Source organism: Dellaglioa algida DSM 15638 (assembly GCF_001434695.1).
Classification (GTDB): Bacteria; Bacillota; Bacilli; order Lactobacillales; family Lactobacillaceae; genus Dellaglioa; species Dellaglioa algida.
This window is the reverse complement of sequence record NZ_AZDI01000003.1, coordinates 70218-85512: the sequence shown is the minus strand read 5'-3', so window position 1 is coordinate 85512 and position 15295 is coordinate 70218. Positions and strand designations below refer to the sequence as shown.

Genomic DNA, 15295 nt, shown 5'->3' with positions numbered 1-15295 from the left:
TTAATTGTTTTTAGAAGTATATGAAAAAGATGATGTCTATATAAGAATAAAAGTTGTACACTGTAATGGTATTTAATAATGAGAAGGAGTGAATTATTTATGATGGAACAAGCATGTACAACAATTCTAGTTGGAAAAAAGGCCACAATTGATGGTTCAACAATGATTGCCAGAAACGATGATACGTTTTTGCCTATTACACCACAACGATTCTTGATGTACCCTGCAGTAGCAGGACGTCATGAAACATTAACTTCGAATAAAAATGGGTTTACCGCACCATTACCAGAAAAAGGGTACCGTTGGACGGCAACGCCTAACGTTGAAGTAGCAAGTAAAGGTGTCTTTGATGAGAGTAGTATTAATGAAAAAAATGTTGCAATGAGCGCTACAGAAAGTGTTTATGCAAATGAACGTGTTTTGGCCTATGATCCTTTAATTAAAAACGGATTGGCAGAGGATTCATTACAAACAATGGTTGCGCCTTATATTGAATCAGCAAAACATGGTGTTCAGTACTTGGGTAATCTGATTACAAAATACGGTTCACCAGAAGGAAACGGCGTTTTATTTAGTGATAAAAATGACGTTTGGTACATGGAAATCGTTACTGGGCATCACTGGATTGCGCAACGTATTCCAGACGATGCGTACGCAGTTGCAGCTAATCAAGTTGCGATTCAAGAAATTGATTTTAATGATGCTGATAATTTTATGTGGTCGGACGGTATTCGCGAATACGTTGAGGAACATCATTTGAACCCAGATAAAACGGGTTGGAATTTCCGTCATATCTTTGGGACAGACACAGAAAAAGACCGTCACTACAACACGCCTCGTGTTTGGTACGGTCAACGTTGTTTAACACCCGAGATTGCGCAAGAACCAACTTCGAGTGAGTTACCATTTATTTGTTACGCAAGTAAAAAAATTAGTGTTGAGGATGTAACTGCCGTTTTAGGCTCACATTATAATGAAACGCAGTATGATCCATTTGGTCATGGTGCTGATGAAGATCGGTTACGTTTCCGACCTATTTCAATGAACAGAACGCAAAATGCACATGTTCTTCAATTAAGAAATGACGTTGACGATGCGCATTCTGCCTTAATGTGGATTTGTTTAGGCGTTCCAGCATTTGCACCATTTGTGCCATTCTACACAAATGCTACGGATACGGATCCAAGTTATAGTGAAACACCATTAACATTGGATATGACGAGTGCTTACTGGATGTATCGAACAGTTTCAATGTTAACGGAAGCGCATTATGCACAGTTTGTGCAAGAAGATGTGGATTACTTAAAAGCTTGTCGTCAACAATTGAAGACGATGGTTGCTGATATTGATGCTGCTTCTGAAAAGATGAGTGGGGACGACCTAACGGCCTATTTAACGAAACAGAATTATGCGATTGTGGCGGAAATGCGCGAAAGAACGATGGCAATGATTGGTCAATTTATTACTGAAGGCTTAACGTTATCTAAATTAACCTTTAATATGGATGCTAATTTATAAAAATAAATCACAAAAAAAGTAGCGCATTAAATTGCGCTACTTTTTTCGATTATTTACTTGTTTATTTCCTCAATATTACCCTTAGCGTCTTTTTCAACTTGCATATCTGAAATTGAAATGTAACCTAACTTTTTAATTAAGCTATTTTGAATTTTTTCTGATTGAATATAACTAATAAATTTAGCCGTTGCATATTTTGGTGATCCCTTAGTGTACATATGTTCATAAGACCAAATTTTCCAATTGTTATTTTCAACATTTTTTGATGTTGGCTGTACTTTATCAATAGATAGCGCCTGAACGTTGTCATTTGAGTATGAGAAAGCTAAATAACTGATGGCGCCTGGTGTTGAAGCAACCATTTTTTGAACCGTCCCGTTTGAGTCCTGTTCTTGCGTTTGTTTAGCGGTTTGTTTTGGAAGAATAATACTATCAAATACTGTACGGGTACCTGAACCAGAAGCACGGTTAATCACAACGATTTCTTGATCGGCACCGCCTAATACTTTCCAGTTTGTAACCTTACCTAAGAAAATATCAGCCAGTTGTGATTTTGAGAGATTAGTGACTTTTGTTTCCTTATTAACAACTGGTGCAATACCTACGACGGCAACTTTGTGATCAACAATCTTTTTGGCATCGACACCGTCTTTTTGTTCCGCGAAGATATCTGAGTTACCAACTGTGACGGCTCCCGTTGAAACTTGACTTAAGCCAGTTCCTGAACCGCCACCCTGTACCCCAATTGTTAAACCTGAATGGTCATCTTGATAGGTTTCAGCCGCTTTTTCGACTAAAGGTTGTAAGGCAGTTGATCCAACGATTGTAATTTTACCCGTAATTTTTGATGTATCACTTGATGATGATGATTTACCACACCCCGCTAATAATAGAAGACCCATTGCGACTACTGAAATAAGTGCTGTTTTTTTTCTCATGACTAATTTCTCCTTTTATTTTACGCCCGTATTTAAGAACACCTTTATAGTATCAAGTAATTGTTATCGTTCTGTATGAATCGTGTAATGATTTGTACCAGTAATTGTAAAGAATAGGTAAAGGAAAAGTTAAATGTTTTGCTTTTAATCATGGGGTTATCTATAATAAAAATCATCCTGTTATGACAAGTTGTCATAAATGAAAAGTAGAAACAAGGGGGAATCAAATTGATTCTAGAAATTAAACACGTTTCAAAAACGTATAATATGGCTGGTGGTACAACTTTTAAAGCCTTGAAAGATATTAACGCATCTTTTGATAAGGGTGAATTAGTTTCAATTGTCGGTGAATCTGGAAGTGGTAAATCAACATTAATGAATTTAATTGGTGGACTAGATTCAAGTTTTGACGGTGAAATTACGTATAATGGCGAAAATATTGGTGAATTTTCTGAAAAAGAGTTAGTTAACTTTCACAAAAAAAGTATCGGCTTCATTTTCCAGAACTTTAATTTAATTCCTCATTTAAGTTTGATCGATAACGTTGCTATGGCAATGACGCTATCGAATGTTGATAAAACAGTACGTGTAGAGCGCGCTAAAAAACTGTTAACAGATGTCGGGTTACAAGATCATATGACGAAAAAACCTGATCAAATATCTGGTGGACAAAAACAACGTGTTGCAATTGCGCGTGCTTTAATGAACGATCCAGATGTGATTATTGCGGATGAACCCACGGGTGCCTTAGATTCGGAAACAACGGATGCTGTCTTAGAAATTATTAAAGACATTGCAAAACGCGGTAAGTTAGTTTTAATGGTTACTCACTCTGATCGTGTTGCGGCCTACTCAAGTCGTGTTGTGCGCATTGATAATGGTGCAATTATTTCTGATGATGAACAAGAACAACTTGAATTACATGCAAATGAAGATGAATTTAAAGGCGAAAAACCTAAAAATTTAAGTCTCTGGTCCGCTATTCGATTAGCGGCGCTTAATATGAAGGCTAAGTTCTCGCGTAACTTACTTGTTGCTATTGGTTCAAGTATTGGAATTATGTCGGTTGTTTTAATGTTATCACTTGGTAAAGGGGTAACAAGTTATATTAAAAGTACAATGTCGAGTTATGTGAATCCAAATGTAACAGAGGTGCATATGAAGGCTAAACCTACCGCTGCAAGTAGCAGTGGGAGCAATACACCGACAACAGCTTCAAATGCACAGGCGGCGCAAGCTAAGGAACAACAAACACAAATGGCCGCAATAACCGGTCAAACGGGTTCATTTGCCGAAAAAGATATTAAAAAATTAACCAACGTGAAACATGTTGATTCACTTCAAAAAGGGTATACAGCCATTTCGTTGGGGACAAATACAGTTTCATATAAAGGTAAAAAAGCTAGCTTAATGCAGTTGGGAACAATGAATTCAAGCATCACAAAATCAAATATTACGCAAGGTTCAAAGCCAGGTAAAGATGGCGTCTTACTGGATAAAACGACTGCCGATACATTAGGTAAGAATATAGTTGGCAAAAAAGTTGAAATTGCGATTGTTTACAATGAAAAAACAATCAAGAAAACAGTCAAGGTTGCTGGTATCTACGAAGCTTCCGGTAGTAGCAGTTCGAGCAGTTTAGTTTACTTAAATTATGCGGACTTACAACAGTTAGTTAAAGATAATAATGAAAAAATTGAACCCAATGTTGTTTATTTGCATACGAATGACAAAGCTAATACGGCCGGAATTAAGGCAAAAGTAAAATCATTAGGATACACAGGTTCAATTCAAGAAAAAATGTCTGAAATGTTTACACAAATGTTGGATATCTTAACGGATGTGTTAACCGCCGTAGCTGCAATATCATTGCTTGTTTCTGCAATCATGATATTAGTTGTGCTGAATATCTCTGTTGTTGAAAGAACAAAAGAAATCGGGGTTATGAAGGCTTTAGGTGCACGTCGAAAAGACATTCGTCGTATTTTCGTTTCAGAAGCATTCTTAATTGGGTTGGCATCTGGCTTAATTGGTGTCGGAGTAACTTACGTCTTAGCCTTTGGGTTAAATGCATTCTCGATTGCAACATTTGATGTTACGATTGTTAAAGTCGCAGCAAGTTATGCATTCTCTGGAATTTTAATTAGTGTCTTGATCAGCATGTTTGCAAGTTTCTTACCAGCAAACAGAGCATCAAAACTGGATCCAGTTGAATCGTTAAGAAAAGAGTAGACAAAAAGGTTGCATTTTTAAATAAAGACTAGTAATATGACAAGTTGTCACATGACGACTTGTCATTTTTTTGTGTAAAGGAGAAAATATGCCTAAAAAAACGTATTTTAATTTGGATGAAGATAAAAAATTACGAATATTGAATGCCGCAAAGGAAGAATTTTCAAGGGTTCCCTTGTTAGAAGCTTCAATTAGTAATGTTATAAAAATTGCGGGGATTCCGCGAGGTAGTTTTTATCAGTATTTTGAAAATAAAGAAGATTTATATTTTTATTATTTTGACACGATTAGACAGAACCAGAGCAAGAGATTTGTTGAAGTATTAAAACAAAATCATGGCGATATTGTTTTAACCATGAAAACTTTCTTTTCTGAAACGATTGCGGATACAGTGTCAGGAGAGAATGCGGCTTTTTTTAAAAATGCCTTTGTGAGAATGGATTTTAAAATGAGCAATCGAATGCAACCGCATCATCGACCTCATAGTGGATCACATCCACATTTTGGTGGTCCATTTCATCAGAACCAAAAACCGGATTTTGATGTGATGGGTGAAATTGATCGTTCTCTATTAACAATTTCATCGGATGAAGAGATTAATTTACTCATGTTTTCGTTGATGAGCCCATTTATGAAGACGATTAATGATTATTTTGCGAAACAAAGAGAAGGTACTGAAATTTCGGTTGAAGAGTTGCAAAAAGAATATGAAACAATGGCGAACTGGGTAGCCATTGGGGTTACGAAAAGAAAGGGGGAGAACTAAATGATAAAAATAATGAAAAATCGTGTTAATAGTTGGGCGATTATAGGTGCATTTGTCTTTATGATTGTTCAAGTTATCTGTGATTTATATTTACCAACATTAACATCTGACATGATTAACAAAGGTGTTGCGCAAGGTAATGTTTCTTATATCTGGCAGGTTGGTTACATCATGTTAGGTGTTGCAGCAGTTGGTATTGTGGCGGCAGTTGGAAATGTTTTTATAGCATCACGATTAGCGCAAAAGTTAGGTCATAGTTTGAGAAGTAATATTTACGAAAAGGTACTTCATTTCTCAAGTTACGAGTTTGATCAAATTGGTAATTCCAGTTTGATCACAAGAACATCGACTGATGTGCTACAAATTCAAAATGTAACAGTGATGATGTTAAGAATGATGATTCAAGCACCAATTATGTTAATTGGTGCAAGCATTCTGGCATACAATAAACAAAAAGAATTAACGGTTATCTTCTTGGTGGCTGTTCCAATTTTGATTATTGTGATTGCGGCGGTTATGACCTTCGCGGTGCCATTATTTAAGACGTTACAAAAAAGAATTGATCATATTAACCTTGTTTTCCGTGAAGGATTAACGGGTGTCCGGGTAATTCGAGCCTTCAATCAGGATGGTTATGAACAAGATCGGTTTGACGGTGTGAATAAAGAATATACAGACAATGCCCGTAAAGTATTTTCAATTACGGCATTAATGTCACCCATGATGACCCTAGTTCTAAGTGCAACCAATATCGCAATTATTTGGTATGGGGGACATTTGATTGGTGATATGTCGATGCAAGTGGGTAATTTAGTGGCATTCATGACTTATGCAATGCAAATCTTATCAAGTTTTATGATGTTATCGATGGTCTTTGTTATGTTGCCACGTGCTCAGGCAGCTGCAGCGCGTATTAATGAAGTTCTAGATAAAAATGATTCAATTGAAGATAGACCAGGCGCAGTTACAATTGATCGTAGTCAATTAGGTGAGAGCCAATTGTCATTTAGTCAAGTTAACTTCCGATATGTAGGTGCTGAAAAAGCAGCGCTAACGGATATTAACTTCGAGGCAAAAGCTGGTCAAACGATTGCTATTATTGGTGGAACGGGTTCTGGAAAGTCAACGTTAATTAATTTAATTCCGCGTCTCTTTGATGTTGAATCAGGGGATATCAAAATTGATGGTAAATCAATTTACGAATTAACGCAGGCAAGTTTGCATGATCAAATTTCACTTGTTCAACAAAAAACGGTTCTCTTTAAAGGAACCATCCGCAGCAATTTACAATTCGGTAACGAAAATGCGACTGATGATGAAATGTGGCATGCACTTGAAATTGCGCAAGCTAAATCATTTGTTGAAGAATCAACGGATGGATTGGACGGAATAGTTGAACAAGATGGGGATAACTTCTCGGGAGGGCAGAAACAACGACTTGCCATTGCCCGATCATTGGTGAAAAAAGCTTCAGTTTACTTGTTTGATGATTCATTTTCAGCGCTTGATTTTAAAACGGATGCTAAGTTACGTGGCTCGCTTAAAACGGATGAAAATGTTAAAGACAGTGTCGTTTTGGTTGTTGCGCAACGGATTTCTAGTGTGACCGGTGCCGATTTAATTTTGGTTATTGATGGCGGTAAGATTGTAGGTAAAGGAACACATGAAGAGTTGAAGGCTACGAATAAAACCTATCAAGAAATTATGCAATCACAAATTAGAGAGGGGGATGCAGAATAATGACAGATAATAATGGAGCAGGACGCTCAGCTACACCACCAATGCGTGGTGGACGTGGCGGTGGACCTGGCGGTAATATCGGACGGCCCGTTGAAAAGCCTAAGAATTTTTGGAAAACAATTGGACGCTTGGCGAAGTACATGTCGCCTTGGTTACTTTTAATTGGGGTTGTATTAGTTTTAGCCATTATTTCTGTTATCTTCCAAGCCGTTTCACCTAAAATATTAGGGCAAGCGACGACAGAAATTTTCTCTGGCGTGACTAAAGGATTTACTCAAATTAAGCAGGGTCAAAAAGTAACCTCTTTGCCAATTGACTTTAATGCTATTAAAAATATTTTATTTACAGTTGGTGCGATGTACGTTGCATCCGCCTTATTCAGTTTTATTCAACAACTGATTATGACGAATATTTCTCAAAAGACGGTGTATGCGCTACGTAAAGATATCAAAGCGAAGATGGAACGTGTCCCAATTTCTTACTATGATACACATCCCAACGGTGATATTATGTCGCGTGCTGTAAATGATGTGGATAATATTTCTGGTACGTTGCAACAAAGTTTTACCCAGTTAGTGACGAGTATAGTGACATTTGTCAGTGTACTTTATATGATGTTCTCAATTAGTTGGGAATTAACTTTGATTGCTTTAATTATCGTACCGTTAAGTTTGGGTGTCGTATCACTGATTGCGCCACGTTCTCAAAAATTCTTTGCAGGTCAGCAAAAGAGTTTAGGCCTTTTAAATAATCAAGTTGAAGAAACTTATGCAGGCCATACCGTTGTTAAAACTTTTAACAAAGAAGAAAAAAACATTGAGATTTTTGAGAAACAAAATAGTGATTATTATAAAGATTCATGGAAGGCACAATTTATCTCAGGATTAATCATGCCAGCAATGAACTTTATTAAAAATATAGGCTACGTTTTTGTTGCGGTTGTTGGGGGAATTAAAGTCTCTCAGGGAACAATCACGTTAGGTAATGTTCAAGCATTCCTACAATATGTGAACCAATTTTCACAACCAATTACTCAAATTGCCAATTTATCTAATACGATTCAAGCAACAGTTGCCTCGGCGGAACGGATTTTTGAAGTATTGGATGAAGAAGAATTGAAGGATGAAAGTAACGATAATGCGGCTGTTCCTGATAACGGTAATAAGATTTCCTTTGAACATGTTCAATTCGGCTATGCAGATAAGAAACTTTTAATGACTGATTATAATTTGGACGTTAAAGAAGGACAAAAAGTTGCAATTGTTGGGCCGACTGGTGCAGGTAAGACCACGATTATTAACCTAATCGAACGATTCTATGATGTTTCATCAGGTTCAATCCGCCTTAATGGTGTCGATACCAAAAATCTAAAACGTGAAGAGCTCCGAAAATCAATCTCGATGGTTCTTCAAGATACTTGGTTATTTACCGGAACAATTATGGAAAATATTCAATATGGTCGTAAAGATGCAACGGATGAAGAAGTTTATGCTGCTGCAAAAGCGGCTCACGTTGATACATTCGTTCGCCAGTTACCAGATGGCTATCAAACTGTCTTGAACGAAGATGCTTCGAATATTTCACAGGGACAACGTCAATTATTGACTATAGCCCGTGCATTCTTAGCTGACCCTGAAATCTTAATTTTGGATGAAGCAACGAGTTCTGTTGATACGCGAACGGAAGTCTTAATTCAAAAGGCAATGGATACCTTATTAGATAACCGAACAAGTTTTGTTGTCGCTCATCGTTTATCAACGATTCGTGATGCGGATAACATTATTGTAATGGATAATGGTTCGATAATTGAAACCGGTAATCATGATGCATTGATTGCTAAAAATGGGTTCTATGCTGACTTATACAACAGTCAGTTCACAAATGGCACTATCTAAATAAGATAACGGGTATGATTTTAACAATTGTTGAATTCATGGTCGTTATTTTTTGTTCTGAAATTAGCCAAGTATGTGGACAGCTCAATCTTAGATTACTCTATCACCAATTTAGCGTATAATAAAAAAGACTCTAAAATAGTAGATGATTATTTAGAAAATGAGGTTTAATCATAATGAAGCAATCACAAATTAGAAATTTTTCAATTATTGCCCATATTGATCATGGTAAATCAACTTTAGCTGATCGAATTATGGAAGAAACGCAAACGGTTAGTGAACGTGAAATGTCTAGCCAATTATTAGATTCGATGGCTGTTGAACAAGAACATGGAATTACTGTTAAATCGAGAACCGTTCGGAGTTATTACACCGCAAATAATGGTGAAACCTTTGAATACAATTTTATTGATACACCGGGACATGTGGACTTTTCGTATGAAGTTTCGAAAAGTTTGGCTGCTAGTGATGGGGCCATTTTATTAGTGGATGCCACTCAAGGTGTTCAAGCACAAACGGTTGCTAATTACCGCTTGGCTAAAGAAAATAATTTGAAAATTATTCCTGTTATCAATAAGATTGATCATCCAAATGCGGATGTGGAAGAAACTAAAATCCAATTAATGGAATTAGCCGATGTTGATGAAGATGAAATGTTATTAATTTCTGCTAAGACGGGGATTGGCGTTGATTTGGTCTTAGAAGCAATTAAAGACCGTATCCCAGAACCAGTCGGAGACATTGAAGCGCCGCTTAAGGCCTTAGTTTTTGATTCGCATTTTGATGCATTCAAAGGAATCGTTGCTTATATTCGGGTTTTTGATGGTGAGTTCAAGGCTAATAACTTACTCCGATTTATGCAACAAACGACTGATTTCCAAGTTGTTGAGGCGGGAATCTTTAAACCAGATATGGTTGCTGTGGATAGTTTGCATGCTGGGGATGTTGGTTACGTTATCACCGGATTAAAAGATCCTCAATTGGTTAAAATTGGAGATACGTTGACGTCTCAAAACCACCCAACACCAGAAGCGCTTCCCGGATATAAAGAGTCAGAATCAATGGTTTTTGCTGGATTTTACCCCAAGGATAATAATTATAAAGAATTAAAATCGGCTATTCAAAAATTAGCTTTAAACGATTCGTCATTCCATTACAAGGAAGAAAAATCGGATGCTTTGGGCTTAGGCTTTAGATGTGGATTTTTAGGGATGCTGCATTTAAGCATCATTCGTGAACGTCTTGAAAAAGAATATCAATTAGGCGTCTTAACAACGACACCTAACGTTACGTATCATGTTATTTTGAAAAATGGCAAAGAAGTTATCGTTGATAACCCCGTTCAATTTCCTGATTTTTCTGAAATTGACCACGTTGAAGAACCATTCTTGGATGTCCATATGACTGTTCCGGATGAACAAGTTGGCGATATCATGAAATTAGCCGAAAAACGTAAGGGGATTTTCCAAGATATGGCTTATAATTCAGGTCAAACTGAGTTGAATTATGCGCTACCTTCATCTGAAATTGCTTACGATTTCTTTAATCAATTAAAATCACTATCACATGGTTATGCAACGATGGAAACCCAGTTCAAAGGCTACCAAACGGCCGATGTTGTTAAAATGGATGTCCTAGTTAATTACGCAACGGTTGATGCTTTAGGATTTGTGGTCCATAGACAAGATGCCGTTGAGATTGGTCAAAAATTAGTAGAACAATTAAAATATGCAATTCCACGTAAATTATTTCCAATGCCAGTTCAAGCGGTTGTTGAAAACAAGGCAATTGCGCGTGCGAATGTTCCACCACTTCGAAAGAGTGCAACAACAGGTAGCGATAAAAAGAATGCGGCTAAACAGGATATGCTACGCCGTCAAAGTGCTAATAAACGTTTAGGATCTAAGGCTGAAATGGACTTACCACAAGAAGTATTTAATGCCATTTTAGAAGTTAATAACGATAATTAGTCTTTAGAAAGAAGGAACACAATGGGAGTTTTAGAAGTACGTCAACTTTCCCATCAATTTGCGGATAAACAACTGTATGAAGACGCTCATTTCGAATTGAATACAGAAGACCACATGGGTATTATTGGCCAAAATGGTGCCGGTAAAAGTACGTTAATTAAGATTATCACGGGGCAAGAATTACCCGATGAAGGCGAAATTAAGTGGAAGAAAAGTGCCACAATTGGGTATTTAGATCAATATGCTGAGGTAGCTGAAGGTATTACCGTGATTGAATTTTTGAAAACGGCATTTCAACGATTGTACGATATCAGCGATAAACAAACGCAGGCGTATACTGATTATGCTGAAAATTTGGATGAGAAGTTGTTGGAAAAAGCCGGTCGTTATCAAGAAGAGCTTGAGGCTAAGAATTTCTATGATATCGATACTGAGATCGATCGTGTTAGAACGGGTCTAGGACTGGATGCAATTGAAAAAGACCATCAAGTTAGTGAGTTAAGCGGTGGCCAACGTTCAAAAATTATTTTAGCTAAGTTATTATTAGAAAATCCTGAAGTTATCTTATTGGATGAACCAACTAATTATTTAGATACGGAACATATCGATTGGTTAACTGATTATTTGAATCAATTTGAAGGCTGTTTTATGGTTATTTCCCATGATTTTGAATTTTTACAAAATGTGACGAATACGATTATCGATGTTGCATTTGGAAAAATCACAAAATATCGTGGTAATTTTAAGGCAGCGATTAAGCAAAAAGAAGCAAAAAAAGAAGCTCAATTGAAAGCCTTCCAGAAACAACGTCTTCAAATTGAAAAAGATGAAGCTTATATCCGTAAAAATAAAGCCGGAACTCGTGCCACGATGGCTAAGTCCAGACAGAAACGTTTGGATAAAATTGAACGCGTCACGCCACCAAGTGATATCGTAAAAGGTAAATTTGATTTTCCTTATTTGGATACTGGATCTGCGTCGACGTTGGCTGTTAAAAATCTGTCTGTTGGTTATAAAACACCGTTGTTATCACCGGTAACTTTTTCACTGTCACATCAAGAAAAGGTTGTCTTAAAAGGATTCAATGGGATTGGTAAATCAACTATGATTAAGTCAATTCTGAAGTTAATCCCAACGTTTGGTGGGTCGGCAGAATTTTCTGATTCTGTTGTCGTAAACTATTTTGATCAAGATTTAATTTGGGATAATAAAGAAATGACGCCATTACAAATTATTCAAGATGAATACCCTGATTTGGAACCTAAAACAATTCGTCGTCGTTTAGCTAAATCAGGTATTAACGCTGCTAATACTATGAAACCAATTGGTATTCTAAGCGGTGGGGAACAAATGAAAGTGAAGTTAAGTTTGGTTGAATTAAAACCAAGTAACTTTTTAATTTTGGATGAACCTACTAATCATTTGGATGATGACACAAAAGATGCGCTACAAAGGGCAGTTCGTCGTTTCCCTGGTAATGTTTTATTAGTTAGTCATGAATCTCCATTTTATGAATCTTGGATTGATAAAGTATTTGATGTTGAAGCAATTAGAATTCAAAAATAATAATAAATGGCCTTAAGATTAAGTCTTGAGGTTATTTTTTTGTACAAAAAAAACACCAACCGAAGTTGATGCTTCTTGATATGGTACTTACCGAAGTAAATAGATTGTATGAATTCCACAAAACAGTGACAATCAGACATACCTACAATGCGGTAGGTAAAAAATGCCCCATCTTCGAACTAATCACTAGCCGCCGCAGCGGAACAACCGAAGTTGTCTGATTTTACTCGACTCATCGCATATATTCAGTGTAACACGATATGAGTGTTTCGTATAGCGTTTATTTACCCCAAAGGAATTGAATGACTGCCTGATCAACTTTGTCATTACTATGGAGCTTGCTATGTTGAGCATTTTCACCAGTAATTTTTAGCTCTTTGTATGATTTTACTTGGTCTTTTAAAAGGTAACTCATCGAACGTGCAGAGACAATGCTGACAGCAGTGTCTGAATTAGAACCATCGTCGATATCACCATAAATGACAAAGACATTTGTATTTGATGGGAATTTTTTCCGGTTCTCATAATAACTTTGGTAGTTCTCCGATTTTGATTTAGGTTCACCATTTTTTAAGAGAACATTTTTGTTAGCTTCTTCATTCATACCAAGAACACCATTAATTGGAACAGCGATTGGCACAAAGTTATTTAACTTGGGATCTGATTCTTTTCTAACAGATTCAGCCCAGTAGACTGCGGACGAACCACCCATAGAATGGGCAACAATATTAACAGCCTTAATTTTATATGATTTTTGTAAATGAGTTACAATTTTTCCAATCCATTCACCTTCTTCAGGTATCTGAGCATTGCTGCGTTTGAAGACGACTTGAATAATGGGATTTTTTACGGATTCCTGCCAGTCACCGGAATAAGTGATGTCACCCGTTGAAGAGACAATTGCCGTTAGAACTTTTTGAGCCTTGTCTGATTTTTCAGCGGCGGCGATCATAGCATTGGTAGAATTGGCTGACCCACCATAACCGTGGACGTACAAGGTTGGTACTTGATTTGTAGCTTTCGTTGAAACGGTAACGACATTTTTTGATGGGGTCTTGTTCAATAAAAAGAGTCCAGTGCCTAATCCTAATATTAGTAAGATAGTAATTAATATGCCATATTTTTTCATTAATAATCTCCCCCTGTTGTAAGTGATTTACTTCATTATAGGTCAACGATTCTTGTCGTACAAATTTAGAGCCAGTTATGGTAAGCTATATGCGAAGATACTTAAGAAAGCCGAGGTTTAATAATATGTTTACGGTGAAATCAACTAGAGATTTAGATAGTCAAATATACAAGGACGCTCTAACAATCAGGAAAATCGTTTTTGTTGGCGAACAAAATGTCCCAATCGAGTTAGAAATCGAAAATGAGGCAGAGGCAATTCATTTTGTAGGCTACAAAGATGATAAAGCTGTTGTCACGGCACGCACAATAGTCGAAGATTCCGAAACATGGCATATTCAACGTGTGGCAACTATTAAAGACGTTCGCGGTCAGCACTTGGCAACAGATATATTGATGTTTATCGAAGGGTTTGCAACCGTTTATGACATTAAATACCTAACGTTAGGCGCGCAAGATCAAGCACAAAATTTTTATAAAAAATTGGGTTATGAGATTGAGGGAGAAGGATTTATGGATGCCGGAATCCCGCATCACACAATGGTTAAAACGATTGAAGGAGCTTAAATGGCAAAAGAAACTGCATTTTCTAAATTGTTAACGGATGAACGTTATGCGTTTGCGAGCGAACTCGGAAACAAGTATCACAAAGATGCTAGTCAAATATTATTTACCTATCTAAAATTTATGGCGGACGGAACACAAAATCAATCAAAGTCATTGCAGAAAAGTTTGCCAGAAATTGATAAGAAGTTTCAAACGTATCTAGAAAGCTAGAGATGGAAGGTATGGACAGTGAATAACAACCCATTAACAAATCTTATGAAACAAGATAGATTGATTGTCGGTATTAGTGAAATTAGTAAAATGACGGGCGTTTCAACACGACAATTACGCTATTGGGAACAAAAAGGATACATTGAAAGTATTGCAGATGATAGTGCAAAAGCCCGTGAGTACCGCCTGGATATGGTTATAAAAGTGAGTCTCATAAAATCAGAATTAGACGAAGGGTATACATTGGTTGCGGCAATTGAACGTGTTAATGGAAAAATGGCTATTTTTAAACAATTTAAACATTTTATAATTGACCGTGTTTCGGATGTTGGTAAACAAGGTAATAAAACCGTGTTTGATATGGGTTATTTTGATCAGACTGAGAAGCAACGTTTGTTTGCAGTTATTGATGAAGATGGGACTCATTTTGAACTTAGAGACGTATAAAAAAAGAATTTTAAAATAAATGAACAAAACACTTGCAACCGTTTTCATTTGTGTTATACTTTATTTGTAGCAAGGAAAGCTATCGAAATCCCTGAACAAAATAAAACTGAAGTCACTTTTTTAAACTCACTTAATGGTTTTTAAAAACGGAGTTAGTTGGACGATGTTTAGTGCTGAAGATAGTTGAAAAATGTAACACAAGTTATTGACATTGAGAGACGTCGAGCAAGGCGTATTAAAACGGTGCCGGTCTTGAGCATTAAAAAGCAAATCAAGACACATCAAGTTAGATGATGTTTACTCCGATAGTTTAGAATT

At 36.7% G+C, this 15295-nt stretch carries 12 protein-coding genes; 10 read left to right on the top strand and 2 right to left on the bottom strand.

All coding sequences use genetic code 11. The features are described from left to right. Positions 1-99: 99 nt before the first annotated feature. Entirely contained in the window at positions 100-1518 is a 1419-nt protein-coding gene (locus tag FC66_RS03610) for a C69 family dipeptidase (protein ID WP_057974019.1), read from the top strand. A 53-nt stretch (positions 1519-1571) separates the two neighbouring features. On the opposite strand, the gene FC66_RS03605 is transcribed toward FC66_RS03610, so the two are convergent. Then, positions 1572-2456 carry a phosphate ABC transporter substrate-binding protein PstS family protein gene (locus FC66_RS03605; protein ID WP_057974018.1) on the bottom strand — a complete coding sequence of 295 codons (885 nt, stop codon included), beginning with the start codon at positions 2454-2456 and terminating at the stop codon, positions 1572-1574. Positions 2457-2723: 267 nt separating this feature from the next. Here FC66_RS03605 and FC66_RS03600 point away from each other — a divergent pair, with 267 nt between their 5' ends. The 6 genes from FC66_RS03600 (at position 2724) to FC66_RS03575 (ending at position 12625) form a co-directional block, all read left to right on the top strand. After that, positions 2724-4688 carry an ABC transporter ATP-binding protein/permease gene (locus FC66_RS03600; RefSeq protein ID WP_057974077.1) on the top strand — a complete coding sequence of 655 codons (1965 nt, stop codon included), beginning with the start codon at positions 2724-2726 and terminating at the stop codon, positions 4686-4688. A gap of 88 nt (positions 4689-4776) precedes the next feature. Beyond that, positions 4777-5454 carry a TetR/AcrR family transcriptional regulator gene (locus FC66_RS03595; protein WP_057974017.1) on the top strand — a complete coding sequence of 226 codons (678 nt, stop codon included), beginning with the start codon at positions 4777-4779 and terminating at the stop codon, positions 5452-5454. Next, positions 5455-7194, top strand: a complete 1740-nt coding sequence (locus FC66_RS03590; RefSeq protein ID WP_057974016.1) for an ABC transporter ATP-binding protein — start codon at positions 5455-5457, stop codon at positions 7192-7194. Further along, positions 7194-9089, top strand: coding sequence for an ABC transporter ATP-binding protein (locus FC66_RS03585; protein ID WP_057974015.1), 1896 nt, complete (start codon positions 7194-7196; stop codon positions 9087-9089). The genes FC66_RS03590 and FC66_RS03585 overlap by 1 nt, the downstream gene beginning before the upstream one ends. Positions 9090-9265: 176 nt before the next feature. After that, the gene (gene lepA / locus FC66_RS03580; RefSeq protein WP_057974014.1) at positions 9266-11059 is read left to right on the top strand and encodes a translation elongation factor 4; all 1794 of its coding nucleotides are present in this window, start codon (positions 9266-9268) and stop codon (positions 11057-11059) included. Positions 11060-11080: 21 nt separating this feature from the next. Continuing rightward, positions 11081-12625, top strand: a complete 1545-nt coding sequence (locus tag FC66_RS03575) for an ABC-F family ATP-binding cassette domain-containing protein (protein ID WP_057974013.1) — start codon at positions 11081-11083, stop codon at positions 12623-12625. 280 nt (positions 12626-12905) lie between these two features. Here FC66_RS03575 and FC66_RS03570 read toward each other — a convergent pair whose 3' ends face one another. Further along, positions 12906-13754, bottom strand: a complete 849-nt coding sequence (locus tag FC66_RS03570; protein ID WP_057974012.1) for an alpha/beta hydrolase — start codon at positions 13752-13754, stop codon at positions 12906-12908. A gap of 125 nt (positions 13755-13879) precedes the next feature. Between FC66_RS03570 and FC66_RS03565 the strand changes: the two genes are divergently transcribed. From FC66_RS03565 to FC66_RS03555, 3 genes are read left to right on the top strand one after another with little or no spacing between them, the layout of a single operon-like run. Further along, positions 13880-14320, top strand: a complete 441-nt coding sequence (locus FC66_RS03565) for a GNAT family N-acetyltransferase (RefSeq protein ID WP_057974011.1) — start codon at positions 13880-13882, stop codon at positions 14318-14320. After that, the gene (locus FC66_RS03560; protein ID WP_057974010.1) at positions 14321-14530 is read left to right on the top strand and encodes a hypothetical protein; all 210 of its coding nucleotides are present in this window, start codon (positions 14321-14323) and stop codon (positions 14528-14530) included. It abuts the gene before it with no gap. A gap of 18 nt (positions 14531-14548) precedes the next feature. After that, complete coding sequence (locus FC66_RS03555) at positions 14549-14977, top strand: MerR family transcriptional regulator (protein WP_057974009.1); 429 nt, start codon at positions 14549-14551, stop codon at positions 14975-14977. The last annotated feature ends 318 nt before the right edge of the window (positions 14978-15295 follow it).

Bases quoted from the DNA above. Each gene is read 5' to 3' on its own strand.
- lepA (WP_057974014.1), top strand. From the start codon at position 9,266: ATGAAGCAATCACAAATTAGAAATTTTTCAATTATTGCCCATATTGAT.
- FC66_RS03610 (WP_057974019.1), top strand. From the start codon at position 100: ATGATGGAACAAGCATGTACAACAATTCTAGTTGGAAAAAAGGCCACA.
- FC66_RS03590 (WP_057974016.1), top strand. From the start codon at position 5,455: ATGATAAAAATAATGAAAAATCGTGTTAATAGTTGGGCGATTATAGGT.
- FC66_RS03575 (WP_057974013.1), top strand. From the start codon at position 11,081: ATGGGAGTTTTAGAAGTACGTCAACTTTCCCATCAATTTGCGGATAAA.
- FC66_RS03605 (WP_057974018.1), bottom strand. From the start codon at position 2,456: ATGAGAAAAAAAACAGCACTTATTTCAGTAGTCGCAATGGGTCTTCTA.
- FC66_RS03600 (WP_057974077.1), top strand. From the start codon at position 2,724: ATGGCTGGTGGTACAACTTTTAAAGCCTTGAAAGATATTAACGCATCT.
- FC66_RS03585 (WP_057974015.1), top strand. From the start codon at position 7,194: ATGACAGATAATAATGGAGCAGGACGCTCAGCTACACCACCAATGCGT.
- FC66_RS03570 (WP_057974012.1), bottom strand. From the start codon at position 13,754: ATGAAAAAATATGGCATATTAATTACTATCTTACTAATATTAGGATTA.
- FC66_RS03565 (WP_057974011.1), top strand. From the start codon at position 13,880: ATGTTTACGGTGAAATCAACTAGAGATTTAGATAGTCAAATATACAAG.
- FC66_RS03595 (WP_057974017.1), top strand. From the start codon at position 4,777: ATGCCTAAAAAAACGTATTTTAATTTGGATGAAGATAAAAAATTACGA.
- FC66_RS03560 (WP_057974010.1), top strand. From the start codon at position 14,321: ATGGCAAAAGAAACTGCATTTTCTAAATTGTTAACGGATGAACGTTAT.